20 protein-coding genes are annotated in these 24,805 nt (G+C 66.5%); 16 read left to right on the forward strand and 4 right to left on the reverse strand.

Going from position 1 to position 24,805, the window contains the following annotated elements; genetic code table 11:
* Positions 1 to 3: 3 nt before the first annotated feature.
* Positions 4 to 744, reverse strand: a complete 741-nt coding sequence (locus METLW3_RS0110875; protein WP_245267309.1) for a hypothetical protein — start codon at positions 742 to 744, stop codon at positions 4 to 6.
* A gap of 456 nt (positions 745 to 1,200) precedes the next feature.
* Here METLW3_RS0110875 and METLW3_RS0110885 point away from each other — a divergent pair, with 456 nt between their 5' ends.
* From METLW3_RS0110885 to mobA, 3 genes are all read left to right on the forward strand, one after another.
* A complete protein-coding gene (locus tag METLW3_RS0110885; RefSeq protein ID WP_024879941.1) occupies positions 1,201 to 6,645 on the forward strand; it encodes a glycosyl transferase family 36 in 5,445 nt (1,814 codons plus the stop codon).
* Positions 6,646 to 6,770: 125 nt separating this feature from the next.
* On the forward strand, positions 6,771 to 7,640 hold the full coding sequence (locus METLW3_RS0110890) for a hypothetical protein (RefSeq protein ID WP_024879942.1): 870 nt from the start codon (positions 6,771 to 6,773) through the stop codon (positions 7,638 to 7,640).
* Positions 7,641 to 7,664: 24 nt separating this feature from the next.
* The gene (gene mobA / locus METLW3_RS0110895) at positions 7,665 to 8,291 is read left to right on the forward strand and encodes a molybdenum cofactor guanylyltransferase MobA (RefSeq protein ID WP_024879943.1); all 627 of its coding nucleotides are present in this window, start codon (positions 7,665 to 7,667) and stop codon (positions 8,289 to 8,291) included.
* A 69-nt stretch (positions 8,292 to 8,360) separates the two neighbouring features.
* Here the strand turns inward: mobA and METLW3_RS0110900 are convergent, their stop codons facing one another.
* The gene (locus tag METLW3_RS0110900) at positions 8,361 to 9,392 is read right to left on the reverse strand and encodes a cysteine synthase A (protein ID WP_024879944.1); all 1,032 of its coding nucleotides are present in this window, start codon (positions 9,390 to 9,392) and stop codon (positions 8,361 to 8,363) included.
* Positions 9,393 to 9,461: 69 nt separating this feature from the next.
* A complete protein-coding gene (locus tag METLW3_RS0110905) occupies positions 9,462 to 10,343 on the reverse strand; it encodes an aldose epimerase (RefSeq protein WP_024879945.1) in 882 nt (293 codons plus the stop codon).
* Positions 10,344 to 10,526: 183 nt separating this feature from the next.
* Between METLW3_RS0110905 and recJ the strand changes: the two genes are divergently transcribed.
* The 8 genes from recJ (at position 10,527) to METLW3_RS0110945 (ending at position 19,489) form a co-directional block, all read left to right on the forward strand.
* Positions 10,527 to 12,347: a single-stranded-DNA-specific exonuclease RecJ gene (recJ, locus tag METLW3_RS0110910; protein ID WP_024879946.1), complete on the forward strand. Its 1,821-nt coding sequence runs from the start codon at positions 10,527 to 10,529 to the stop codon at positions 12,345 to 12,347.
* A 309-nt stretch (positions 12,348 to 12,656) separates the two neighbouring features.
* Complete coding sequence (locus METLW3_RS0110915; protein WP_024879947.1) at positions 12,657 to 13,667, forward strand: septal ring lytic transglycosylase RlpA family protein; 1,011 nt, start codon at positions 12,657 to 12,659, stop codon at positions 13,665 to 13,667.
* A gap of 138 nt (positions 13,668 to 13,805) precedes the next feature.
* Complete coding sequence (locus tag METLW3_RS0110920) at positions 13,806 to 15,008, forward strand: D-alanyl-D-alanine carboxypeptidase family protein (protein WP_024879948.1); 1,203 nt, start codon at positions 13,806 to 13,808, stop codon at positions 15,006 to 15,008.
* The gene (tmk, locus tag METLW3_RS0110925; RefSeq protein WP_024879949.1) at positions 15,005 to 15,724 is read left to right on the forward strand and encodes a dTMP kinase; all 720 of its coding nucleotides are present in this window, start codon (positions 15,005 to 15,007) and stop codon (positions 15,722 to 15,724) included. The genes METLW3_RS0110920 and tmk overlap by 4 nt, the downstream gene beginning before the upstream one ends.
* The gene (locus tag METLW3_RS0110930; protein ID WP_024879950.1) at positions 15,721 to 16,794 is read left to right on the forward strand and encodes a DNA polymerase III subunit delta'; all 1,074 of its coding nucleotides are present in this window, start codon (positions 15,721 to 15,723) and stop codon (positions 16,792 to 16,794) included. The genes tmk and METLW3_RS0110930 overlap by 4 nt, the downstream gene beginning before the upstream one ends.
* 9 nt (positions 16,795 to 16,803) lie before the next feature.
* Complete coding sequence (locus METLW3_RS0110935; RefSeq protein WP_024879951.1) at positions 16,804 to 17,319, forward strand: DNA-deoxyinosine glycosylase; 516 nt, start codon at positions 16,804 to 16,806, stop codon at positions 17,317 to 17,319.
* A gap of 69 nt (positions 17,320 to 17,388) precedes the next feature.
* A complete protein-coding gene (gene metG, locus METLW3_RS0110940) occupies positions 17,389 to 18,963 on the forward strand; it encodes a methionine--tRNA ligase (RefSeq protein ID WP_256388638.1) in 1,575 nt (524 codons plus the stop codon).
* A 13-nt stretch (positions 18,964 to 18,976) separates the two neighbouring features.
* On the forward strand, positions 18,977 to 19,489 hold the full coding sequence (locus METLW3_RS0110945) for a hypothetical protein (RefSeq protein WP_024879953.1): 513 nt from the start codon (positions 18,977 to 18,979) through the stop codon (positions 19,487 to 19,489).
* 7 nt (positions 19,490 to 19,496) lie between these two features.
* Here METLW3_RS0110945 and METLW3_RS0110950 read toward each other — a convergent pair whose 3' ends face one another.
* Positions 19,497 to 19,826 carry a CU044_2847 family protein gene (locus METLW3_RS0110950; protein WP_024879954.1) on the reverse strand — a complete coding sequence of 110 codons (330 nt, stop codon included), beginning with the start codon at positions 19,824 to 19,826 and terminating at the stop codon, positions 19,497 to 19,499.
* Between the two features lie 16 nt (positions 19,827 to 19,842).
* Here METLW3_RS0110950 and METLW3_RS0110955 point away from each other — a divergent pair, with 16 nt between their 5' ends.
* The 5 genes from METLW3_RS0110955 (at position 19,843) to METLW3_RS0110975 (ending at position 24,525) form a co-directional block, all read left to right on the forward strand.
* Entirely contained in the window at positions 19,843 to 21,108 is a 1,266-nt protein-coding gene (locus METLW3_RS0110955; RefSeq protein WP_024879955.1) for a serine protease, read from the forward strand.
* A gap of 12 nt (positions 21,109 to 21,120) precedes the next feature.
* Positions 21,121 to 21,501, forward strand: coding sequence for a pentapeptide repeat-containing protein (locus tag METLW3_RS28805; RefSeq protein ID WP_024879956.1), 381 nt, complete (start codon positions 21,121 to 21,123; stop codon positions 21,499 to 21,501).
* A 164-nt stretch (positions 21,502 to 21,665) separates the two neighbouring features.
* Positions 21,666 to 22,466, forward strand: coding sequence for a TatD family hydrolase (locus tag METLW3_RS0110965; protein ID WP_024879957.1), 801 nt, complete (start codon positions 21,666 to 21,668; stop codon positions 22,464 to 22,466).
* Complete coding sequence (locus METLW3_RS0110970) at positions 22,463 to 23,260, forward strand: MBL fold metallo-hydrolase (protein WP_024879958.1); 798 nt, start codon at positions 22,463 to 22,465, stop codon at positions 23,258 to 23,260. The genes METLW3_RS0110965 and METLW3_RS0110970 overlap by 4 nt, the downstream gene beginning before the upstream one ends.
* 590 nt (positions 23,261 to 23,850) lie before the next feature.
* Positions 23,851 to 24,525 carry a cold shock domain-containing protein gene (locus tag METLW3_RS0110975; protein WP_024879959.1) on the forward strand — a complete coding sequence of 225 codons (675 nt, stop codon included), beginning with the start codon at positions 23,851 to 23,853 and terminating at the stop codon, positions 24,523 to 24,525.
* Positions 24,526 to 24,805: the final 280 nt, after the last annotated feature.

The following is a 24,805-nucleotide window of genomic DNA, read 5'->3' on the forward strand; positions in this document are numbered from 1 at the left end:
GCCTCAACGCGGCAAATAGGGGATGGCGTGAACGCCGAGCTGCCACAGCAGAAAGAAGAACGCCGCCGCGCCCGCGCCCTGCGCCAGGAACAAAACCGCACGATAGAGCTTTTCGCCGATTCCGCCCGGGCGGGGCAGGACGGGCAGGCTCGCCTTGGGGGCCGCCAGCTGCTTTTTCTTCGCCGCCTCCTCGGTGAAGGCGCGGGCGCCGCCTTGTCCGGCGAAATCGAAAGCCAGCGCTTTTTCCCGCTCTATCAGCCGATGCGCCATATATTCGGTGATCGCCTCCACCACCGTCGCGATATTTTCGCTTTCGCCTATGGTGACGCGGCCGTTGCGCGTGTCCTGCAGGAAACGATAGGTGCGGCGGTCGCGGCCCATCTCGACGAAGCCGACATGATCGATGAAGAGCCGCGGCCGATCGCCATGTGAGACGCCTATGTCGAAGAGATCGCAATCCTTCGGCGCCTGGGCGAGGACGGGCTCCAAATGGTCCCGCAAAATCTCGAGCCGGGCGATCTCGGCGTCGCGAAGATCGGCGAGAACGCCCGAGCGCTCGGCGTTGGCGAGCCGCGCCCGCCGCATCGCGCCGGTCAGATTGGCGACGCGGGTCTCCTTGGTCTCAACGGCCAGCGCGCGCTGGCCGGAGCCCCGCTCGCCGGGCCGCCTGTCCGTCACCAGCGCCGTCGGGGCGGGCGCATCGCCCGTCGTCGCCGGCTGGCCCTCCCTTTTGGATTCGTCCATCTCACTCATTCGCACGAAAGACCGCATGGCCATCTCATCCATTATACCTTCTCGCGACCGAGTTTCGACCGGAAAGAGCCGCTCACAGCGAAGCTTCGGCCGGGGCTTCGCTCTCATGTAACGAGCCATTATCGGAGGCGAGCGCGTCCTGGTTAGACCGCAAAGGCGGATAAAGCATGGCCGTCGTTACGAACGCGCCAATAGGATATCGGGAATAATACTGATAATTCGACACGAATATTAGACGGCGGCGCCTGTGTTCTGACGATGTTCCTTGCGAGGCGTCTCTCTGGCCGCGACAGTCGCAGCGGCCGCGTCGACGGCCGAGCTTGCGGAAGAGTCGACATTTGCGCCGCCATCCGGCAAATCTCCGGCCGACGAGAGCGGGCGCCCGCAGATTCGCGCGCAGGAGGAGGCCACAGCCCGCTGCTGGCCGCGCGCAAGCTGGAGACCCCTATGGCGCCTCATGAAGCCGGCCTGCCGACGGCAGGCGCGCGATTTGGGCGGGTCGCATTCGGCGCGATCTGCTCGCTCGTTTCGGCCATGGAGGCGGGCGGCGGCCGCGAGCATATGCTCGTCGCCGGCTTTTTCGCCGCGACGGCGCTGCTCCTTTTGCGGCCGGCGCAGGGGCGCATCCGCCAGGGCGTCGATTTCGCCATTGATTTTGCCGCCATAGGCGCGCTGGCCTTGCTCTGCGATCCAGCGGGCGTGCTCTGGCGCGCTCCAGAGACGCTTTCGAGCCTCTTCACGCTGACGCCGATCGGCGCGGGCTCCGCGGTCGGCCTCTATCTCCTCGGCGTCGCCATCCTGCCCGGCTCGCCTTTCGCGCTGCGCGGGGCGCTATTCCTCCTGCCCTTCCTGTTCTGCCTTCTGGTCGCGCTCGGCTCGCGGGTCATCGGCGAATTGGGCGGGCTGCTCTTCCTCGGCCTCGAAGTTCCGCAGACGGCGCGCGTCATCGCGGCGCGGACGATCATCGTTTTTCTCTTGAACGAGGCCGTCATCATCGGCGCGCCGCTGGCGCTCGGCCGCTATCTGCCGCAGCAATGGCGCCCGCATGGCGTGCTGATCCTCGCCGCTCTGATCGCCGCCGTCACGCCGGAGATCGCCAGCCTCGGCGCGCATCCCCATGTCGCCTTGCTGCCGGCGCCGGTCGCGATCGTGATCGCCGCGCTGCTCGCCGCAGCCGCCCAGGCCGGCCTTTGGGGGGAGACCTATCTCGTCACCCAGGCTATGGCGGGAATGCTGCGCGGGACGCCGTCTCTGCCCGTCATCGTGCTCAACGATTGGAAGACGGGCGCCGCCAAGGGCGCCGTCTATGGCTTCGTCTTCATGGCGCTGCTGCTGGTCGCCGGGCTCATCGTGAGCTTCCCTCCGGCGCTCGGACTCGTCGTCGCTGCCGGGCCGGTCGGCGGCGCGCTGATCGGCGCGGGAATTTTTCCGCTGCTGCGCGCCATCGTCGAAAGCACGGATTCGACGCCGCCCTTCTATGCCCGGCTGCGGCACGAATATAAGCGGACCGCCAATTTCCCGCGCGGCCTCGTCGCCGGCGCGGCGGTCGGTCTCGCGCTGCTCTTCGGCCTGCCGGGCGAGGACGGCGGCGCGCGCTTCCTCTTCGGCGCCGGGGCGGGTCTTCTCGCCTATGCGGGCGTCGACATGGGCTTCGACCTCTATGCTCTGCAGCAGAAACGCCGCCAGCATTTGCGCAGCTGGCGCGTCTATGCGCTGGGCGCGTTGCTGGGCGGCCTCGTCGGCGGCGCCGTCGCCTGGTATCTCGACGCCGGCCAGCTCGAGACGATCGCCAAGAAATTCTTCGCCTATATCTCGCTGAGCTACGCCGCCGACGGAAGGCCGGTCGCCGATTATGTGATCCGCCCGCTCTTCTCCAAATGGGGCGCGACAAATCTCGGCTTCGTCGATGGCGGCGTTCGCCTCTTCTTCGACGAGTCGCTGTCGGGCGTCATTCAATGGGTGTTCGCCGCGCCCTTGTTCTCGATCAATCTCTTCTTCCTGACGGCGCTGGTGCGCCGCAGCCTCGCGCCTTTGCGCCAGCTCGCGAGCTGGGAAGGTCTCGACATGCTGGTCGAGAACGCCGTGCGCGTGCTGCGCTGGGGCCTGTGGATGGCGCCAGTCATCTATTCCTTCCTGAAGGCTTCGCCCGATCCCGCTTGGTACAATCAGGACGGTCTCATCCGCACCGGCGTCGCCATATGGATGAATCACGCGCTGCCGGACCAGGATTTCCGCGCCTGGAGCCTCGACATCTTCACGGCTCTGCTCGCCTATGACGCCATCCGCGTGCTGATCTGGTTCGACCATATGGGTCTGCGCGTCGCGACGCTGGTGAATCTCTCCTTCGTGGGCGGCGATGTCGCCGATGAGAAAGCCGCGCGCTTCATCGGCAAGGCGCAGAAAAGCCGCGCCATACCGGAAGGCCTGCGCCGCTTCGCGACCTGGGCGCCGCTGCTGCTGCCCTTCTACATCCCACGCGGCGCGGAATGGGATCAGGCCTGGGGCGCCGCCGAGCGCATGGCGCATCTGCGGCCGCCGTCCTATTCCTATCTCATAGGCGGCTATATGGCCTATGCGGGCGCGCTCTCCATCGCGCTCGTGATCTTCCTGCTGATACAGCTCGCCAAGGCCGGCAAGCTGCCGCTGGAAGGCATTACCGGCGCTGGCGGCGCGCCCGGCTCCAAGCCCTTCGAGCTGACCAATGGCCTCGTCACCAGCCAATGGTTCGAGGATGGGCAAGGCGCGATGCGCGTCGAGGGCGTCGCGCGCGGCGGGCCGCCGATCGACCTAACCCGCCGGCCGGACGATCACGCCCATCCGCGCGGACGCTTTCTGTTCTTCCGCGAGGAGGGCCGCGATCTCTGGTCGCTCGGCTCCGCGCCGACCTGCGTTCGCTGCGAGAAGGTCTCGCTGGAGAGCGAGGGCTGCACTTTCCTCTATTTCCTGATGGAGCAAGGCGGCTTCGCCATAGAGGCGAAGATCGCGCTCGCGCCGGATGAAGCTGTCGAGATCACGCGTCTGCGCCTCGTCGATCTCGAGCAGCGCCCGCGCAAGATCATGCTCGCGACCCTGCGCGAATGGGTGCTGAACGAGACCGGCGTCGAGCAGCGCGACGCCGCCTATAACGCCATTCACATCGGCACATGGTTCGTCGGCGGTCTCAACGCCATCATCGCGCAGAACCGCCTGCTGAAGGGCGGCGCGCGCCGCGACGTCGATCGGCGCCTGTCGCCCGAGGTCGGCTTCCATGCGATCGGCGCCAGCGAAGGAACGCGGCTTCGCCTCATCGGCTATGAGGATGTGAAGGCGCGCTTCTACGGCCTCGGCGCCGCTGGCGCGCCGGACAGTCTCCGAGACGGGGACAAGCCGCGCGATCCGTCCGACGAAGGCCTGCTGTTCGGCTTCGAGCCGATCGCGAGCCTGCGCGCCGAGCTGGAGATCGCGGCCGGCGGTGCGGCGGAGATCATCATCGTCGACGGCTGGGCGCGCGATCTTTCGAGCGCGACACGGACGATCGCCAAGCATCTCTCCCGCGACTTCGATTTCGCGAGCGTGGAAACGGCGCTGGCGCGCAAGCGCACGCTGCTGCACCCACCAGCGCCGACCGAGCATCGCTACGCCTTCGCCGAGGACGGCCGCAGCCTGACGCTACGTCCGGAAACGCCGCGGCTCTACGCCCATGTGATCGCCAATGCAGTGGGGCAGGGCGCCGTGCTCGGCAATCATGGCGATATTTATTCCTTCCACGGCAATTCGCGGCTCAACAGCCTGACGCCCTTCCGCATGGGCGAGGGCCGCATGACGCCGGCGGGCCAGGCCATCTATGTCTACGACCTCGCCCGTCAGGACGCGCATTCGGCGACTTTCGCGCCGCTGCGCCGGCGCGACGCCGAGCATTCCGTCGAATATGGCCTCGGCTATGCGATCTATCGCTCGAGCCGCGACGATCTCGATCTGGAGCTGACCGTCTTCGTCCCGCCGGACCAGCCGGTCGAAATCAAGCTGCTGCGCATCATCAATCGGCGCGATCACGAGCGCCTGCTGCAGATCACGCCAGCGATGGAGATCGTCCTCGCAGAGACGCCGAACGAAAGCCTCGGCCGTGTCGAGGCGGTCGCGGGCGAGAATGACCGCGCGCTCTACTTCCGCAATCCCGATAATAATTTCGTCCAGGGCTGGGCCTTCGTCTCCACCTCGGTTCCGGCGGAATTCGCCGAGACCTCGCGGCGGCGCTTCCTCGGCCATGAGAGCCGCGATCCGGCGCTTCCCTATATGGTGGAGCACGGCCATCCGGACGCCGGCGCGCCGGAGCATCAGCGCAAGGTCGCGAGCTTCTCCGGCGCGATCGACGTTCCCGCCAATGGCGAGTCGCTCGTCGTCGTCTCCATGGGGCAGACGCCGACGCTCGAAAGCTCCAAGATACTCGCCGCCCTCGCCAGCGACCCGGCCTATGCCGCGCGCGCGCTGGAAGAGACCAAGCGCGATTGGGAGCAGCGCCTCGGCGTGCTGCGGGTGAAGACCAATCGGCCGGAGTTCGACCGGCTGGTGAACGACTGGCTGCCCTATCAGCTGCTCGTCTCGCGGCTTTGGGGTCGTTCCGGCCCGGCGCAGCGCTCGGGAGCGACCGGCTATCGCGATCAGCTGCAGGATGTGCTGCCGCTGATTCATCTCGCGCCGGAACTCGCTCGCGCGCAGATTTTGAAGCACGCCGCGCATCAGTTCATCGAGGGCGACGCCGTCAAATGGTGGCATGACGCGCCGGACGGCGGCTGCGGCATCGCCGACCGCACCCACGCCTCCGACCCGCATCTGTGGCTGCCCTATCTGACGATCCGCTATGTGAAGGGAACGGGCGACGACGCCATTCTCGATGCGATCGAGCCTTTCCTCGAGGCCGAGCTGACGCCACCCGACCGGGAAGGAAACGCCAGCGTCCCGCTGACCTCGCGCGACAAGGACAGCCTGCTCGGCCATTGCGCGCGAGCGATCGACTATTCGCTCGAGCGCTTCGGCGTCCACGGCCTGCCGCTGATGGGCACGGGCGATTGGGACGACGGCCTCAATCTGCTCGGCGCGCAAGGGCGCGGCGAGAGCGTCTGGGTCGGCTTCTTCCTGCATGGAATTCTGGCCGATATCGCGCCTTTGTTCGAGGCGCGCGGCGACGCCGAAAGGGCGGTCCGCTATCGCGCGCGCGCCGAGGCGCTGCGCGCCGCGCTCGATTCCTGCTGGCGCGGCGACCGCTTCCTGCGCGCCTACGCGGACGATGGCAGCGAGGTGGCGCCGATGAGCGCCATGACCGCCTCCTGGCCGATCCTCTCCGGCGCGGTGGATTTTTCGCGCGGCAAGGAGACGCTCGACAATGCGCTGGCGGCGCTCGCGCGGCCGGATCGCATATTGCTGGTGACGCCTTTCTTCGACGAGAATTCGCGTCCCTATCCCGGCCGCAGCGCCGAATATCCGCCGGGCGTGCGCGAGAATGGCGGCCAATATTCGCATGGCGTCTCCTGGCTCGTGGACGCGCTGACTCGCCTCGCGCTGCAGGCCGCCGAGCGCGGCGATCGCGCCGAGGCCGATGCGCTGTTCGCGCGCGCCTTCGAGGCTTGGTTCGCCATCTCGCCGTTGTCGCGTCTCACGACGCCGGAGCAGGCCGATATCTACGGCCTCGCGCCGCATCAGCAGCCGGCCGATGTCTATGAGGGCGATGGCTATGAAGGCCGCGGCGGCTGGAGTTGGTACACGGGCGCCGCCGCGCGCATGCTCTCGGCCGCCTATGGGCTTTTGGGGCTGGAGATGAGCGACGGCGAGCTGCGCCTGCGTCCCGACGCCTTCGAGGCCAAGGGCGATCTGAAGCTCGAGAGCGTGAGCTGGCGCGGAAAGACATTCTCGGCCTGATGCGCAGTGGTTCACCATGAATCGGCGCGCGGAGCGGGCGCCGCTTGTGGACAAAGTGATTTCAATTTAGCTTTTCGTAGCTCGAACTGCGCCTTGCGCTCGAGCGTCGATGCGGCGTTTCCTTCATGCGTTTTTCATGGGCGCGTTTCTGCTGCTGCGCCGCGGCTCTGTCGTTTCTGCATTCGACGACGTGCCGCGCCGGCGCATTTCTACAAAAGCCGGGCGAGGGGATCGTTATCCTCTCGACCAGCTTCGCCGACGCCCATAAGGCCTATGACTCGCGCGGCAAGCTCGTCGCCGCGCCCTCCTATGCAAAATTCGAGACGCAAGCCTATGTCGAATATGGCCTCATCGACGAGATCACCTTCGTCGCAGAGTCGAGCTACATGCGCTTCCGCGGCTCGGGCGAGCAGCGCCAGCTCGAGCAATTGCAATATCTGACGGCCGAAGCGATCGCCGGCGCGCCGCTCTATCTGCCGCCCGGCCTCGGCGGCGGCGCACGCTACGAGGGGCTCGGCGCTGGCTGGATCGGCGCCCGCCTGCGGCTGCTCGAATGGGGGGCGACGATTCTCTCCGTGCAAGGGAGCCTGCGCGCCGCGACGCCCGCCGCGCAGACCTATCTCGACATGAAGCGGCGATTGCAGGAGGATGTGCGTCTGCAATTGGGCTGGCCAATCGAGATTTTCGGTCTTTCCGGCTTCAGCGACATGCAGCTCGGCTATCGCTCTCTCGGCCAGAGCGGCGATGAGATACGCGGCGAGATGACCTTCGGTCTGCGGCCGTTCGACGGCGTGCTGCTGCTGGCGCAGAGCTTTCTATCCGTTTCCCCTTGGAATGGCTCCGCGCCCTTCATGTCCTCGCAAAAGGCTCAAGTGAGCGCGGTTTACGACCTCACCCGCGAGGTCGCCGTGCAGCTCGGCGTTCGCGCCTCGCTGCGCGGCGTCAATGATTCCGCCGAGCGCGGCCTGCTCGGCGCCCTATGGTATAGGTTCTGAGGCGGGCCGCTGGGCGAGGGGAAGATGACACGCTGTTTCGGACTCATTCTGGCCGGCGGCCAGGCGCGGCGCATGGGCGGCGTCGCCAAGCCGCTGATATCCGTCGGCGGCGCGCCCATCCTCGAGCATCTCCTCCGCCGGCTCGCGCCGCAATGCGCGCGACTCGCGCTCAATGCCAATGGCGATCCGGCGCGCTACGCCGCCTTCCATCTGCCGATCGTGCCGGACGAGGTGGAGGGGTTTGCAGGGCCGCTCGCCGGCGTGCTCGCCGGGCTCGATCATGTCGCCGCGCATTTACCGGATATTCCACTCATGCTGAGCGTTCCGGCGGATACGCCTTTCGTTCCGCTCGATCTCGCCCAGCGTCTCGCCAGCGGGCGCGCGGAGGCGAAGGCGGAGATCGCCGTCGCCACATCCGGCGATCGCGTGCATCACGCCGTCGCTCTATGGCCGGTCGCGCTGCGCGAGGAACTGCGCCATGCGCTGGTGAAAGAGGATTTGCGCAAAGTCTCGGGCTTCATCGAGCGCTACGCCAATACGCAGGTCGAGTGGAGCGATACGCCCTATGATCCGTTCTTCAACGTCAACCGGCCGGAGGATATAGAGCAGGCCGAGCGTATCGCGGCCGGCCTTGAGACTGCGCGGTCATAAGGGATTGTCGCAGGCGGAAAATCGTCGGCGCAGAGCGAATCTTATGGCTTACAAAGCGCGCGCGCCTCGTCACACGAACCCCGGATCGATCGTCCCCGTCCGCTCGAGCCAAGCCGGCGTCGGCAGATTCTGTCCGCGCAGGAAATCGAGATTGTAGAGCTTGGAGGCGTAGCGCGTGCCGAGATCGGCGAGGATGGTCACGATCGTATGGCCCGGCCCGAGTTCCTTGGCGAGGCGGATCGCGCCCGCCACATTGACGCCCGAGGAGCCGCCGAGAAGCAGGCCTTCATTCTCGGCGAGATCGAAGAGAATGGGCAGCGCCTCAGTGTCCGGGATCTGATAGGCGAGATCGATCGGCGCGCCCTCGAGATTGGCGGTGATGCGCCCTTGGCCGATGCCCTCGGTGATGGAGGAGCCCGAGGCCTTCAGCTCGCCGCTCGTGTAATAGGAATAGAGCGCCGCGCCGAGCGGATCGGCGATGGCGATTTTCACGGAAGGCTTGCGCTCCTTCAACGCAATGCCGATGCCGGCGAGCGTGCCGCCCGTGCCCACCGCGCAGACGAAACCGTCGATCTCGCCCTCCGTCTCGGCGAAAATCTCCGGCCCGGTGCCGCGAATATGGGCGTCGCGATTGGCCACATTGTCGAATTGATTGGCCCAGATCGCCCCTTCCGGCGTCTCCTTCGCCAACCGCTCCGCGAGGCGGCCGGAGAGCTTCACATAATTATTGGGATTGGCGTAGGGGACGGCCGGCACCTCGACCAGCTGTGCGCCTTGAAGGCGCAGCGTGTCCTTCTTCTCCTGGCTCTGTGTCTGCGGAATCACGATGACGGTGCGAAAGCCCAGCGCATTGGCGACCAGCGCGAGGCCGATGCCGGTATTGCCGGCCGTGCCCTCGACGATGGTTCCGCCCGGCTTCAACGAGCCTTCCGCAATAGCGGCCTGGACGATGGAGAGCGCGGCGCGATCCTTCACCGAGCCGCCCGGATTCATGAATTCCGCCTTGCCGAGAATGCGGCAGCCCGTGGCCTTGGACGCCGCCTTCAATTCGATGAGCGGAGTATTGCCGATCGCTTCGATGACATTGGCGGCGAATTTCATGTCGGACCCGTCCTTTACGCGCGAATAATCCGCGCTAGCCGATAGAGTGTGAGGAAGCAAGGATTATTCCTATTCGCTCGCCCGCCGTCTCTCCAAGCGGAATGTAGCGGCATGGGTCGCCCGCTCGCCCGGCGCGAGGATTCGCATGGACGGCTTCTCATAGAGATCGCCTGAAAAATCTTCGGGGTCGCCATGGCCGGTCCAGGCCTCTATGCAGAGGAAAGGGGCCGGAGGTCGCGCCCATAGCGCGATATGAGGAAAATCCTCGAGCTCGACGCAAAGCGCGAGCCCGTCGCCATTGTCGTAAAGGAGACGCCGGCTCGCCGCGTGCAGGAAGCACAGCGCCTCCTGCTCGAGAAGCGCGGCGGAAAGCGGAAGCCGCCGCTCCTCCAGTGGGACGGCGCGGCGGCGGGCGGAGAATAGCCCGCCCGGCGCGATGACCGGGACCTCGCCGCTCTCTTCTGTCTCGAAATGGATCGCATGCGGCTCCGCCGAGCCGTCCAATGGCCAGCGGAACCCCGGATGCAACCCGCAGGCGTAGGGTAGGGGTCGGGCGTCCCGATTGGCGGCGGCGAGGGAGACGCGCAGCTCACCCGGCCGCAGCGCGAAATGCGCCTCGAGGCGGAAGGCGAAGGGAAAAAGCGCGCGGCTCTCCTCGTCCTCCTCGAGGCTCAAAGAAACCGCCGCCTCCGACCGCTCCACCAGAGTGAAGCGCTTGTGGCGCGCGAAACCATGCAGGCCGAGCGGAAAACGGGCGCCGTCGACGCGGATTCCGTCCCGCGTCCAGCCCACCACCGGAAACAGCAGCGGCGCCGTCTGCGGCCAGACATCCGGCTGCGGCTCCCAGACGAGATCGACGCCGCCGGCGCGCCAGGAGACCAGCTCGGCGCCGAGCAGAGAGATTTCGGCCGTATCGCCGGAGCCGGCCGTGAGGCGAATCGTTTCGGTCATGCGCCGATCGTAGCGAGCGCGACCCTGGCCGGGGAGGGCGCAGCCGCCTTTGCGCGAGGGGGAGACCGGAACTGCGAGGGAAACAACGTAAAGACGGGGGACGGCTTCTGCGCCGCATTGACCGGCCGGACCGTGGCCGCGATGCTTTTCCTCCACGATTCGCTTCTCGTCGCCGGACCTTCGATGCTGGACAAAATCGCCGGGAGCGACCGACCGCTGTTTCTAGGGGTTGAGCGCTCGATCGCAGGCCGCGCCTGGCGCGCCCGGCTGCGCCCGCATGACGAGGCCCAGGCGGCGGCCATCGCGCAGATTCACGGCCATGGCGACGCGCTCTCGCGAGTCTTGGCGGGGCGGGGGGTGACGCAGGAGACCGCCGCCGCCTTCCTCGATCCGACGCTACGCGCGCTCATGCCCGATCCGCTGCTGCTGCAGGATATGGAGGCCGCCGTCGAGCGCCTGGCGCGGGCGGTCGAGGCGGGCGAGCAGATCGCGGTCTTCGGCGATTATGACGTGGACGGCGCGACCTCCTCCGCGCTTTTCGTCGAATTTCTGGAGGCGGCGGGCTGCCCGCGGCCATTTCTCCATATTCCCGACCGCATCCTCGAGGGCTATGGCCCCAACGCCGAGGCGATCGCCGAGCTGAGGGCGCGTGGCGCGAGCCTGCTGGTGACGCTCGATTGCGGCACGACCAGCCATGCCGCGCTCGCCTCGGCCCGGGCCTCGGGGCTCGACGTCATCGTCATCGATCATCATCAGGCGCCGGAGGTCCTGCCGGACGCCATCGTCGTCAATCCCAATCGGGCCGACGATCTCTCCGGCCTCGGCCATCTCTGCGCGGCCGGCGTAGCCTTTCTCGCCCTCGCGGCGCTGGCCCGCGAGCTGCGCCGGCGCGGACATTGGACCGACGCGCGGCCGCAGCCCGATCTGCTCGCCGGACTCGATCTCGTCGCTCTGGCGACGATCGCCGATGTCGCGCGGCTGCATGGCCTCAACCGCGCCTTTGTGGTGAAGGGCCTCGCGGTCATGCGGGGCCGCGCGCGCATCGGCCTTTCGGCGCTGCTGGACGCCGCCCGGGTGGACGGACCGCCGCGCGCCTATCACCTCGGCTTCGTGCTGGGGCCGCGCATAAACGCCGGCGGCCGCATCGGCGACGCAGCGCTGGGCGCGCGTCTGCTGACCTTGCGTGATCCCGTCGAGGCAGCGCGCATCGCCGCCGAGCTCGACCGGCTGAACGTCGAACGGCAGGCGCTGGAGAAGGCCACTCTGGAGGAGGCGGAGGCCGAGGCGGACCGCCAGCTCATGCGCTCCAATCGCCTTTCCTGCCTCGTGGTCGCCGGCGAAGGATGGCATCCCGGCATTGTCGGAATCGTCGCCTCGAGGCTAAAGGACAAGTTTAAGATTCCGGCCTTTGTCATTGCGAAGACGGGGGAAATTTGCTCAGGCTCAGGTAGAGGCTCGAGTGGCGTCGATCTCGGCCGCACGGTGCGGCTGGCCGTCGAGGAGGGCCTGCTGCAAAAGGGCGGCGGCCATGCGATGGCGGCCGGCGTCACGGTCGCGAGCGAGCGAATCGACGCCTTCCGCACCTTTATGAACGACGCGCTGGAGGAGGATGTCGAGCGCGCCCGCGACGCCGATGCGCTGCTCGTCGATGGCGCGCTGACGGCGCGCGGCGCGAGCGTCGAATTCATCCGCGCGCTCGAGCGGGCAGGACCTTTCGGCGCCGGCAATCCAGAGCCGCTCTTCGTCCTGCCGGATCAGCGCATCGTCGATGCAGGAGTGGTCGGCTCCGCCCATGTGCGGGCGCGGATCCAATCCGGCGATGGAACGAGGCTCGACGCCATCGCCTTTCGCGCCGTGGGAACGCCGGTCGGCGACGCGCTGCTGGACTGCCGCGGGCGTGTGCTGCATGTCGCCGCGCGGCTGGGCGCCAATGTGTTTCGCGGCTCCGAGCGGGTGGAGACCCGCATCGTCGATCTCGCCCGGCCGGATCGCGAAACATGGTGAATGCGCGAATAATCGTGAAGATATCGGCGCATCTCACGATTCCGGCGCACGGGCGCATTGGGCGAATGTGTGGCGGACGGCGAAGCTCTCGTCGCAATTTGGTCGCAATCGCCCTTTCTCATGGCGAAGCTCGAGGATGCGGGAGAGGGAGCGCGACGCGCGTTAACTCCCGAGTAATTCGGGCGCGAGACATTGAGGCGTGCGGTCGCGCCGAAGCAGCGTGGTTTTCGGGGCTCCCGCATGCGCGGCTCCTCCTGGCCGCGCGAACGAAGCGAACCGTCCCCCATTTCGAGCGAATGCGCGCCTGACATGAGATCGAGATCGAGACTGCCGGAACTTCGCTACTCCTTCGCGCTTCTCGGCCTTTGCGCGCTCGCGGGCTGCTCGTCCGCCCCGCCGGCGGCGCACAATAAGATCGCGCGCTCGCAGGTCGACCCGCGCTATGGCGTCGCGCCGAGCCCGCGCGTTGTCGCCGATGGCGAGGAGGTGCCGCGCGGCGGCGGCTATTACATGGTCGGCAAGCCCTATCAGATCGCCGGCAAGACCTATTACCCGAGCGAGAGAGCCTATACGGCCACAGGCCTCGCCTCCTGGTACGGATCGGATTTTCACGGACGCAAGACGGCCAATGGCGAGGTGTTCGACAGCGCCTCGATCAGCGCCGCGCATCCGACCATGCCGCTGCCGAGCTATGCGCGTGTGACCAATCTGCGCAATCACCGCTCGATGATCGTGCGCGTCAATGATCGTGGCCCCTATCATGGCGGCCGCGTGATGGATGTCTCGCAACGCGTCGCCGAGGCGCTGGAATTCTATCGCGTCGGCACGGCGCGGGTGAAGGTCGATTTCGTCGGCCGCGCCGCGCTTCAGGGCTCGGACGACGCCAAGCTGCTGGCGACGCTGCGCGAGGACGGCCGCCCCGCGACTCTGCCGGGCGGGGCGCCGATCATGGTGGCGACCAATCTGCGCGAGACGCCGAGCCGCGTCGCGCGGCTCGAGCGCTCCGAGGAGACGCCGCAGACGGAACGCGCGTCCTCCGCCCGTGCCGAGGCGCGCGAGGAGGAGAGCGCATCACGGGCGGAAGCGCAGAGCGTAGCGCGCGAGGAGAGGGCGATTTCTCGCGCCGAAGCGCGCGAGGTCCAGAGCCCGCGCCGGGCCGAGGCGCGCGCTATCGAGAAGGAGCCGGTCTCCACCATTCCGACGCCGATCTCTGCCAAGGCGCAGGCCATGGCCAAGAGCGCGCCGCTGCCGCCCTCGCGGCCTTTCGATCTCGGAACGGCGTCGCCGCGCAATCTGCGCTTGCGGCAAGCGCTCAATTAACCTCGACGGCGCTCTGGACGGCCGCGCGCCGCGCGAGGCCGTTGCTTTCTGCGGCCCAACGCGCCACATTTCAGCGGAACTCATTGCGTGAGGCCGTCGACGCGCTTCGACGGCGTATCGAACGAAGGCGAAAGACGCGTGCCTGTCTCCCTTCCCAAAACCCTCGCCAAATCCCTCGCCCGCTTCGGCTTCGTCCTGGCGGCCTCCTTCATCGCGCCGACGGCGGCTTTCGCCGAAGGCTTCCAGACCACCGCGCCGCGCGCCATTCTGGTGGACGCCGGCACCCATACGGTGCTGCTGGAGAAAGCCGCCGACGAATATGTGACGCCGGCCTCCACCGTGAAGATCATGACCGCGGAGGTCGTGTTCCACGAGATCGCCGAAGGACGGCTGAAGCTCGACGACGAATTCACCGTTTCCGAGCACGCCTGGCGGGCCGGCGGCGCGCCGGCCGGCGGCTCGGCAATGTTCCTCGCCGTCAACAGCAAGGTGCGGGTCGAGGATCTGATCCGCGGCCTGGTGATCGATTCCGGCAATGACGCCGCGATCACGCTCGCCGAAGGCGTCGCCGGATCGGAGGAGGCTTTCGTCGGCCGCATGAACAAGCGGGCGTCCGAGCTCGGCCTCACCCGGTCGATCTTCGGCAATCCCTGGGGCCAGGCCGGGCCGGACCAGAAGGTGACGCCGCGCGAGATGGTCCAGCTCTCCGCGCATATCATCAAGACCTATCCGGACCTCTATCGCTATTTCGGCGAGAAGGAGTTCACCTGGAACAAGATCAAGCAGCAGAACCGCAATCCGCTGCTCACCATGAGCATTGGCGCGGATGGGCTGAAGACCGGCAATATCGACGATTCCGGCTTCGGCATGGTCGGCTCCGCCGTGCAGGACGATCGCCGCCTCATCGTGGCCGTCTATGGGCTGCGCACGGCCAAGGACCGCGCCGAGGAGGCGCGCAAGATCCTGCAATGGGGCTTCCGCAATTTCGAGGAGAAATCGCTGTTCAAGGCCAATGAGACCGTCGGTTCGGCGCAGGTCTACGGCGGAACCGCCGGCTCGGTGCCGCTGAGCGCGTCGAGCGACATCAAGGTGCTGCTACAGCGCGGCGGCTCGGAGAAGCTCACCGGCAAGATCGTCTATGAGGGACCGCTGATCGCGCCGGTCGAGGCGGGGACCAAGGTCGCCAAGCTCGAGATCCGCCGCGGCTCGACCGTCGTGCTCGAGCAGCCGCTCGAGGCCGCCGAGACGGTCGACAAGGGCTCGCTCCCGAGCCGCGCCTTCGACGCGGCCTATGAATATGCGGCCGGCGCCATTCACAACAAGCTGTCGAAGAAGCAATGAGCGCAGAGCCGCCGCTCGGCCCGGCGCGTGGGCAGGACAAGGGCCGCGCCGGCAAGTTCATAACGCTGGAGGGCGGCGAGGGGGCCGGCAAGTCGACGCAGATGCGCCGCCTGCAGGAGCGCCTCGCGCAGAGGGGCGTGGAGGCGATCGCGACGCGCGAGCCCGGCGGCTCGCCCCATGCCGAGGCTTTGCGAGAGGCGCTGCTCGGCGGCAAGGCGGCTTCGCTCGGCCCGCTCGGCGAGGCGATCTTGTTCTCGGCAGCGCGCATCGATCATCTCGACCGGCTGATCAAGCCGGCGCTAGCCCGCGGCGCCTGGGTGATCTGCGACCGTTTCGCCGATTCCACCCGAGCCTATCAGGGCGCGCGCGGCGGCGTCGATCCGCGGCTCATCGCCCTGCTCGAGCGCGTCGCGCTGATGGGCTCGGCTCCCGATCTGACCATCATCCTCGATCTGCCGCCCGAGATCGGCCTGGATCGCGCGCATCGGCGCCGACCGCCGAACGAGGCGGCCGATCGTTTCGAGCGCGAGGGGCTGGAGTTTCACCTCGGCCTGCGTCAAGCCTATCTCGACATAGCCGCGAGCGAGCCCGGCCGCTGCTGCGTCGTCGATGCGCTGGCGCCGGAGCAGGAGGTGGCCGAGGCCATCTGGCATGTCGTCGAAGCGCGCTTTTTTCGGCCCGAGATCGTCATTCCCTTGAAGAGCGTGGTGGCGTGAAGCGCGACGCCGAGGCCCCGCCGGAAAGCGATCGTTTCGCCGATTTCCCGCATCCCCGCGAGACCCATGCGCTGCTCGGCCATGACGCCGCGCAGAACGAGCTGCTCGACGCCTTTCGCCGCGGCAAGCTGCCCCAGGCCATTCTCATCGGCGGGCCGGAGGGCATAGGCAAGGCGACGCTGGCCTGGCGGCTCGCGCGATTCCTGCTCGCCCATCCGGACGCCAGCGCGCCCGAGGCGGCGAGCGCACAGTCGCTTTTCGTCGCAGAGGAGAGCTTCGTCAGCCGGCGCATAGCGGCGCTGGCGCTGCCCGATCTCTTCCTGCTGCGCCGCGAGTGGAATGAGAAGACCAAGAAGCACTTCACCGAAATCCGCATCGAGGATGTGCGGCGGCTGATCCATCTCTTTCACCAGAGCTCGGGCGAGGGCGGCTGGCGCGTCGCCATCGTCGACAGCGTGGACGATCTCAACCGCTCCAGCGCCAATGCGCTGCTGAAGCTGATCGAGGAGCCGCCGGCGCGCTCGCTGTTTCTGCTCGTCGCGCACCAGCCGGGCCGGGTGCTGCCGACCATCCGCTCGCGCTGCCGCAAGCTCAATCTCACGCCCTTGGCCGAGCCGGACGTCATCGCCGCGATCCGCGCATTGGGCGCGCCCTGGAGCTCAGCGCAGCAGGAGGCTCTGGCCGGCGCCGCGGCGGGGGCGGAAGGCTCTGTGCGCGAGGCGCTGCGTCTGCTGGACGGCGACGGCGTCGCCTTCGATACGGCGCTGCGGGCGATGTTCGCGCGTCTGCCGCAAGTGGATTGGCTCGCCGTGCATTCGCTGGCCGACCGGCTCGCCGGACGCGACAATGAGCAGGCCTATGAGACCTTCATGAGCGGGCTCTATCGCTTCCTCGATTCCACAGTGCGGACCAAGGCCGGCGAAGGCGCGAGCGCGACGAGCCTCGCCCCTTATGCGCGCGCCTGGGAGCGCATCGGCGAAGCGGCGCGCGAGACGGAAGTGTTCAATTTCGACAAGCGCGGGCTCATTCTGCAGGTGTTCGCCGATCTCGAAGAGGCGGCGCGCCGATAGAGGCTTTCCTTGGACGTCATTCCGACCTCGAAAGGCTTCCCGCCGGTCTCCCGCGCCGACGCGCGCGTGCTGATCCTCGGCTCTTTGCCCGGGCAGGTCTCGCTGGCGCGCGTCCAGTATTATGCGCAGCCGCGCAACGCCTTCTGGCCGATCATGGGGCGGCTGTTCGGCGTCGCGCCGGAACTGCCCTATGAGGAGCGGCTCGCGCAGCTGACGGAGAGGGGTGTCGCTTTGTGGGATGTCTGCGCCGAGGGGCGGCGGCCGGGCAGCCTCGACCAGAAGATCGACGTCGCCAGCGTCGTCGTCAACGACATAGCCGGCTTTCTAGCCGCGCATCCGCAGACCGCTCTCGTCTGCCTCAATGGCGGCAAGGCGGGCGATCTCTATCGCCGGATGGTCGCGCCGACATTGGCCGCATCGGCGCCGCCCAGCGTGACCTTGCCTTCGACCAGCCCGGCCCATGCGGCCATGAGCTTCGATCGCAAGCTCGAACATTGGCGCGCGGCGCTCGCGCGAATGATCTAGCCAGGAATTTTGCTGCGCCGCACGCCTTCCGCTTCCCCGCCGCGGCAAAGCGCGCTAGACCCTTGGCCCATGGCTGAACGTCCGACCTTCATGATCACCACCGCCATTCCCTATGCGAATGGCGCCCCGCATATCGGTCATGCGTATGAACGCATCGCGACCGACGCTTTCGCGCGCTTCAAGCGGCTCGACGGCTTCGACGTGCTGTTCGTGACCGGAATGGACGAGCACGGCCAGAAGATGCAACGCACCGCCGAGCGCGAGGGGCTGACCCCGCAGCAGCTCGCCGATCGCACCGCCGGCCAGTTCCAGACCATGGGCGAGACGCTGAACGCGCTCGCCGACGATGTCGTGCGCACGACGCAGCCGCGCCACGCGGAGGCGGCGCTCGAGATTTGGAAGCGCATGGAGGCGGCGGGCGATATCTATCTCGCCAAATATTCCGGCTGGTACTCGGTGCGCGACGAGGCCTATTACGACGAAGGCGAGATCACCGAGATCGAGGGCAGGAAGCTCGCGCCGACGGGCACGCCGGTCGAATGGGTGGAGGAGGAGAGCTGGTTCTTCAAGCTCTCGGCCTATCAGGAGAGACTGCTCGCTCTCTATGAGGCGCATCCGGATTTCATCACGCCGGAGAAATACAGAAACGAGATCGTCTCCTTCGTGAAGCGCGGCCTCACCGATCTCTCGATCAGCCGCACCACTTTCGACTGGGGCATTCCTGTTCCGCCCAAGCCGGAGACCAATTCGCCGCATGTGATGTATGTGTGGGTGGACGCGCTCACCAATTACATCACCGCGACCGGCTTTTTGACCGGGGAGGGGGAGCGCGCCCGCTTCTGGCCGGCGAACGCCCATGTCATTGGCAAGGACATCACACGCTTTCACGCGATCTATTGGCCGGCCTTTCTGATGTCGGCCGGCGTGGCTCTGCCGAAGCAGATCGTCGTGCATGGCTTTTTGTTCAGCCGCGGCGAGAAAATGTCGAAGTCGGTCGGCAATGTCATCGATCCGATCGATCTCGCGCAGCGCTATGGCGTCGATCAGCTGCGCTATTTCTTTTTGCGCGAGGTGCCCTTTGGCCAGGACGGCAATTATTCGCATGAGGCGATCGTCAATCGCATCAACGCCGATCTCGCCAATGACCTCGGCAATCTGGCGCAGCGCTCGCTGTCGATGATCGCCAAGAATTGCGGCGGCGCCGTCCCTACGCCGGGCGAGTTGACCGAGGCTGACCGCGCGCTGCTCGCCGACGCCTTCGCCGCTCTCGGCAAGGCGCGCGAGGCTATGGACGCCTATGCGCCGCATCTGGCGCTGGCGGAGCTGTTCCGCGTCGTCGGGGACGCCAATCGCTATTTCGCCGGCGAGGAGCCCTGGGCCAAAAAGAAGACCGACCCCAAGCGCATGGAGACGATCCTCTATGTGACGGCGGAGGCTCTGCGGCGGCTCGCCATTCCGTTGCAGCCTTTCATTCCGGCCGCGGCCTCGGGCCTGCTCGATCTGCTCGCCGTTCCCGCCGATGCGCGCGATTTCGTCCATGCCGGCGAGGCGCATGCGCTGAGCCCCGGCGCGCCGCTGCCAGCGCCCGCTCCGGTCTTTCCGCGCTATGTGGAGGAGGGCGAGGCGCAAGGCGCCAAGAGCTGACGGGGAGGCGCAAATGGAACGGTCGCGAGCGAGCCTCATTTTGATGACGGCGACCGTCGCGGCCCTGCTCTGCGCCGGCCCTCTGCACGCCGAAGCCTGGCTCGCCTATCGCAACGCCCGCTTCGGCACGACGGCCGATGTCCCCAAGGGCTGGACCATGGGCGAGGCGCCGGAGAATGACGACGGCCGCGTCTTCACCTCGCCGGACAAGCAGGCCGAGATCGCCATCTATGGCGGCTATCGCGCTTTTCAGAAGGACCAGGAATTCGCCGACCGTCTCGCGCCCGGCGAGGGCGAGACCGTGACCTACGCCAAGAAAGGCAAGGATTGGGTCGTCGTCTCGGGTGTGAAAGGCGACCGCATTTTCTATCGTCGCTCGCTGCTCTCCTGCAGAGGCGAGATATGGAACAATGCCTCCATCGAATATCCCGCATCGCAAAAGAAGAAGTTCGATCCGCTGGTGACGCGCGTCTCGCGCTCACTGCGGGCCGGACGCAGCGACGGTCTCGTCACCGGATGCTCGTGAGGCGGCGTCACGCCTCCTTCTTCGGCTTCTCCCAGGCGAGCTTGACCTTGAATTCTGCCTTGCCCTCGCCGGAGACGACCCAGAGATCGCAGTCGCCGGTCAGCGACGCGCCGAACTCGATCTCGACTTTCTGCGGCCTGTCGGGAATCGCCTCGACCGCGCTGCGCAAATGCTCGACCAGCACGGAGAGCGAGCCCATGGCCTTGGCGAATTGATCGGCCGAGGCCTTCGCCGCGCGATCGAGCGCGCCCACGGATTCGAGGCCTTCCGGCCCCTCCGCTCCGCCGAAATATATCTTCCGGCCTTCGCCGGCCTCGATTATGATGTTCGCGCTCATAATATTCCTTTCGCCGATGCCTAAACGTGAAACCGCGCTCATTTATATCTTCACAGCCGACGAGCGAAAAGCATTCGTCGGCTGCGGCGCGTTGATCGAAGGCGATCTCATCGTCACCTGCGCCCATGTCGTCGAGGATGCGCGCGCCCATGCGCCGGGCGAAGAGCGCTTGCGCATAGAGTTTCCTTTCCTGCCCGGGGCAAATCGCGACCCGCGTCACGCGACGCTGGCCAGCACCGCCGGCGGCCGCCGCCAAACGCCCGATTTGGCCTTTCTGCGCGCCGACGCCACGCCCGAGGAAGCGCTGCGTCTGCCCTTGGCGCTCGAGAGCTACGAGGCCGGCAGAGCGGAATTGCTGGCCTATCTCCCGACGCGAAACACCGATGATTTGATTGAAGGCGAGATCGAGGATCGGACGAATTCGAAGAGCTGGCGCAAATTCACTGCCGAGCGAGACAATCCCTATTTCGCAGAGAAAGGCTCCAGCGGCTCGCCGCTGTTCACGCCCAATGCGCCCAATCTCATGGGCGTTCTGACTCAGGTCGATTTCGGCGGCAAAGGGCAGGGCGAGGATCTGCGCGTCGGCTATATCGTCCCCGCCTCGCTCATTCGCGCGAATTTGCCGGGGGCCGAGCGCGCTTCCAGCCGGCTCGCGAAACTATCGCCGCTGCAAATGACGAAGACGCCGGAGCCGCCCGTCCCGCAGCGGCCGGCGATCGACAAATTTGCGCCGGCATCGGGCTATGTCGCGCTCGGCCAGGGGCGCGCCGCCGAGAGCGAGGACGCCAAGGACATCTTCTCCGTCATCTGCCGGGTGACGTTCCGCGGCGAGATGCGGGCGACGAGCGAGAAGGGCCATATTACTTTCGGCTACCGCAGCGCGGAGCTTTTCGTGAATTGCGAGAATGGCCGCATGACGCAGCCGGCCTTTGCGACGCCGGCCGCCGATCCGACGCCGCAATTGATCAGCGCCGCCGGCCGCGCCGAGGGCGGCGAGAGCTGGCTTATCGCCGCCGCCGGCGGCGGCTTTCTGAAGGGCGACATTTTCGCCGTCGCCTATGGCGGCGAGGTGGACGGACGCATCGCTTCCGTCGAGGTCGCGAAAGGCGAGCGGCCGCGAATGCGCGGGCGCGTCGATCTCGGCCTGCAAGTGTCGGAGATGGATTTCGGCGCCTGCAGCCTGTTCACGAAGAGCCAGGAAAAGCAGAAGCACGCGCTGCTGACGGCGCTGTTGACCAAGCATGGCGACAGGCTGCTCGGAGTCGATCTCGACAGCGAATAGGATTTTTCCAAAATGGCTTTAGGCCTATCCGGTTTCTTCGGTCCCCTGCCATTCGGCGCCGTCGTGCAGACCGATCCGAATTCGCATTCACAATTCACATTGACCACCGATGTCGCGGCGCGCGCCGAAAAGATCATAGCGGCCGGCCCCATGTCTTTCGCAGCGATGGCGCGGCTCGGCGATCTCGATCCGCTCACCGATTTCCGCGGCCTGACGCTGGCGGGGATCGACCTTGGCGGGGAGGATTTGTGCGGCGTCGATTTTTCGGGCGCGGATTTGCGCGGCTGCAATATCAGGGGCACGACGATCGATGCGACGACGCGCTTCGATGACGCGCGGCTCGATGAGGAGGATGCGGCGTTTTTGGCTCAGATTGTCATCGTCTCTCCGTAAACTTCAGCCTGTGTTCACTGGCGCGCAGAACGACCCTCGACTGGTCGAAGACTTGCATCGCCGCATTCGCGAAGCGGAATCCCTCTCCGAATAGAATCGTTCCAATTCCCGGCCGGGCGCGTTAAGGGTTCGGCGCTGACACGCCGAGAGTTCAGGCCGAGCCCATGCTGATCGACACACATTGCCATCTCGACTTCCCCGATTTCGCTCCTGAGCAGGAGGAGGTCGTGGCGCGCGCTCGGGCGCAGGGCGTCGCGCGTTTCGTCACCATCTCGACCCATGTCGAGAAGTTCGCTGCGATCGCCGCCATAGCCGAGCGTTACGAGGATGTGTTCTGCACGGTCGGCACGCATCCCAACCACGCCCATGAGGAGCGCGAGGCGAGCGTCGCCGAGCTCGTCGCGCTGGCGCGCCATGAGAAATGCGTGGGGCTGGGTGAGGCGGGGCTCGACTACCACTATGACAAAGCCCCGCGCGAGCTGGCGCATCGCGTCTTCCGCACCCATATCGAAGCCGCGCGCGAGAGCGGGCTGCCGCTCGTCATTCACTCGCGCGACGCCGACGCCGATTGCGCCGAAATTCTGCGCGAGGAAATGGGGAAGGGGGCTTTCAAGGCCCTGCTCCATTGCTTCACCAGCTCGCGCGCGCTGGCCGAGACGGCTGTGGAACTCGGGCTCTACATCTCCTTTTCCGGCGTGGTGACGTTCAAGAATTCCGGGGAGCTGCGCGAGATCGCGCGCGACGTGCCGCTGGAGCGTCTCCTGGTGGAGACCGACGCGCCTTTCCTGGCGCCCGTGCCGCATCGCGGCAAGCGCAATGAGCCGGCCTATGTCGCCGATACGGCGCGCACGCTCGCGGCGGCCAAAGGCGTCTCCTTCGAGGAGATGGCCGCGCAGACGACAGCCAATGCGCTGGCGCTTTTCTCCAAAATGACGCCAATCGAAACACGGCGAGCCGCCGAATGAGCCTCGCCGTCACCATATTGGGCTGCGGCTCCTCCGGCGGCGTTCCGCGCGTCGGCCAGGGCTGGGGCGCCTGCGATCCCGCCAATCCGCGGAATCGCCGCCGGCGCTGCTCGATATTGGCGACGCGGACCGAGGGCGACGCGCGGACCAATGTGCTGATCGACACCTCGCCCGATCTGCGCGAGCAATTGATCGACGCGAAGGTCGACCATCTCGACGCGATACTCTTCACCCATCCGCACGCCGATCACACACATGGCGTCGATGATGTGCGCGGCCTGGTGCTGGAGAGCGGAAGGCGCATTCCGGCCTATCTGGACGAGCCGACGGCCAGAATGCTGACGGATCGCTTCGACTATATCTTCGAGACGCCGCCCGGCAGCTATTATCCGCCGCTGCTCGACGAGCATCGCATTCATCTCGGCCGCGAGGTGACGGTGGAAGGTCCCGGCGGAACCATCGAGGCCATGCCGTTCCGGCTCGACCATGGCGATATGGACGCGCTCGGCTTTCGCATCGGCGGGCTGGCCTATACGCCGGACCTCAATTCCGTGCCCAAAGAGAGCTTCCGCCATCTCGAGGGGCTCGACGTCTGGATCATCGACGCGCTGCGCCAGAAGCGCCATGGCACGCATCTCTCGGTCGGCGAGGCGCTGGAATGGGTCGCCCATTTCAAGCCGCGTCGCGCGATTCTGACCGATCTGCATGTCGATCTCGACTATGACGCGCTGGCCGCGACTCTGCCGGAGAATGTGACGCCGGCCTTCGACGGAATGCGGATCGATCTGGCCTGAGCCACGCGTCCGAAACAGCCGCATTATCCATGAACCGAGCGACCCAGCGCGCGCTGATATGCGCGTGCTAATCTGCGCGCCGTCCGATCGCCATCGCCGACCGGAGCCATTTCCTGCCCCAAGGCGAATGGATTTTAGGTTCCATAATATCGATTATGCGATTTTCATTTTTCCGATCTTCCGTGATTTCAGTCCATTGCGCGTCGAGCGTCCGGCCCCTCGCCTTCGAGGCCCCGCGCCGCTGTTGTGCGCCGAGTGCGGATGCGCGGCGTTCTTGCCGCGCTCGCGCCACTTTTCCACGCTTCGATCTGCGTGTTCTCACCCTGTGATTCGTCGCATGGTGAGCGGCGGCCTCGGGTTTTTTCGAAAACGCTGGCGAATTCATCTAGCCAGACTGGGCCGCTTCCTGGTAAAAAGGCGATTGCGCGGGACTATATGGCATTCAACTGGCACACTTACGAACGCACCAAAACCGGCTCTCCGCGAGACGCCGGCGGACGCGTGCGTCGTCGGCGCTTTTGCGCCCGGCGAGAGGCCGTGCATGTGGCTATAGCGGTCTTTTGGCGGTTGGCGGAGACGAGTACCAAGACATGAGCAGCAAAGGTCGAGACTTCCGGGGACCCAGAAAACGTGGGTTCGACGACGACCCCCCATACGGCTACGACAGCCCGCGGCCCAGCCGGCCGCCGAGGTCGCCTTTCGGCGGAGGTGGTGGATTTGGCGATGCGCCGCCCCCGTCCTCGAACGAGCCCGCGATCGACGCGGTCGTCAAATGGTTCAAGCCCGAAAAAGGCTTCGGCTTCGTGGAGCTCGGCAATGGCACGGGCGACGCGTTCCTGCATATCGGCGCCGTTCAGGCTGCGGGCTATGACGCCCTGCCGCCCGGAGCGAAGCTGAAGGTGCAGGTGTCGAGCTCGGTCAAGGGCCAGCAGGTCACTCGCGTGCTCGAGGTCGATCTTTCGACTGCGACCGCAGAGCGTCCGCGAAGCAGCAGCGGCGGCGGCAGCGGCGGCTTCGATCGGCCGCCGCGTCGTCAGGCTCCTGATCCGTCGACGGCTGTGCCGGTCTCCGGCAAGGTCAAATGGTTCGACGAGACCAAGGGCTTCGGCTTCGTGCAGTCGAATGATGGCGGGAAGGACGTCTTCGTCCATATCTCGATCCTCGGTCCCTCCGGCGTCACTCATCTCGCCGAAGGCCAGCCTGTGACGATGCAGGTCGTCGACACGGCGAAGGGTCGCGAAGCTCTGTCGATCACGCTCGACTGAGGCGCTGAAAAACAGTGGGCCGCAAGTCGTTCCCGGCTTGCGGCTGCACGCCGAAAGGCGACGACGATCTCACCTCGGATGCGCAAGTCGGGTCCGAGGCGCTGTCGGTTGCAAGGCGTACTATGGCCCCGGACCCTCGGATCGACTGCGGAGGGCGGTAGACCAAGGGCGCAGTCGAGATCCGGCACTCATGTTAGAGCAAAGCGTCTCGGATTCCTCGCTTTTTTTGCCACGCGCCGCTGCGTCAAAACAACGCGCCGCTCGCGCTTTTCAATGCTCG

Source organism: Methylosinus sp. LW3 (genome assembly GCF_000527115.1).
In the GTDB taxonomy this organism is placed as follows: Bacteria; Pseudomonadota; Alphaproteobacteria; order Rhizobiales; family Beijerinckiaceae; genus Methylosinus.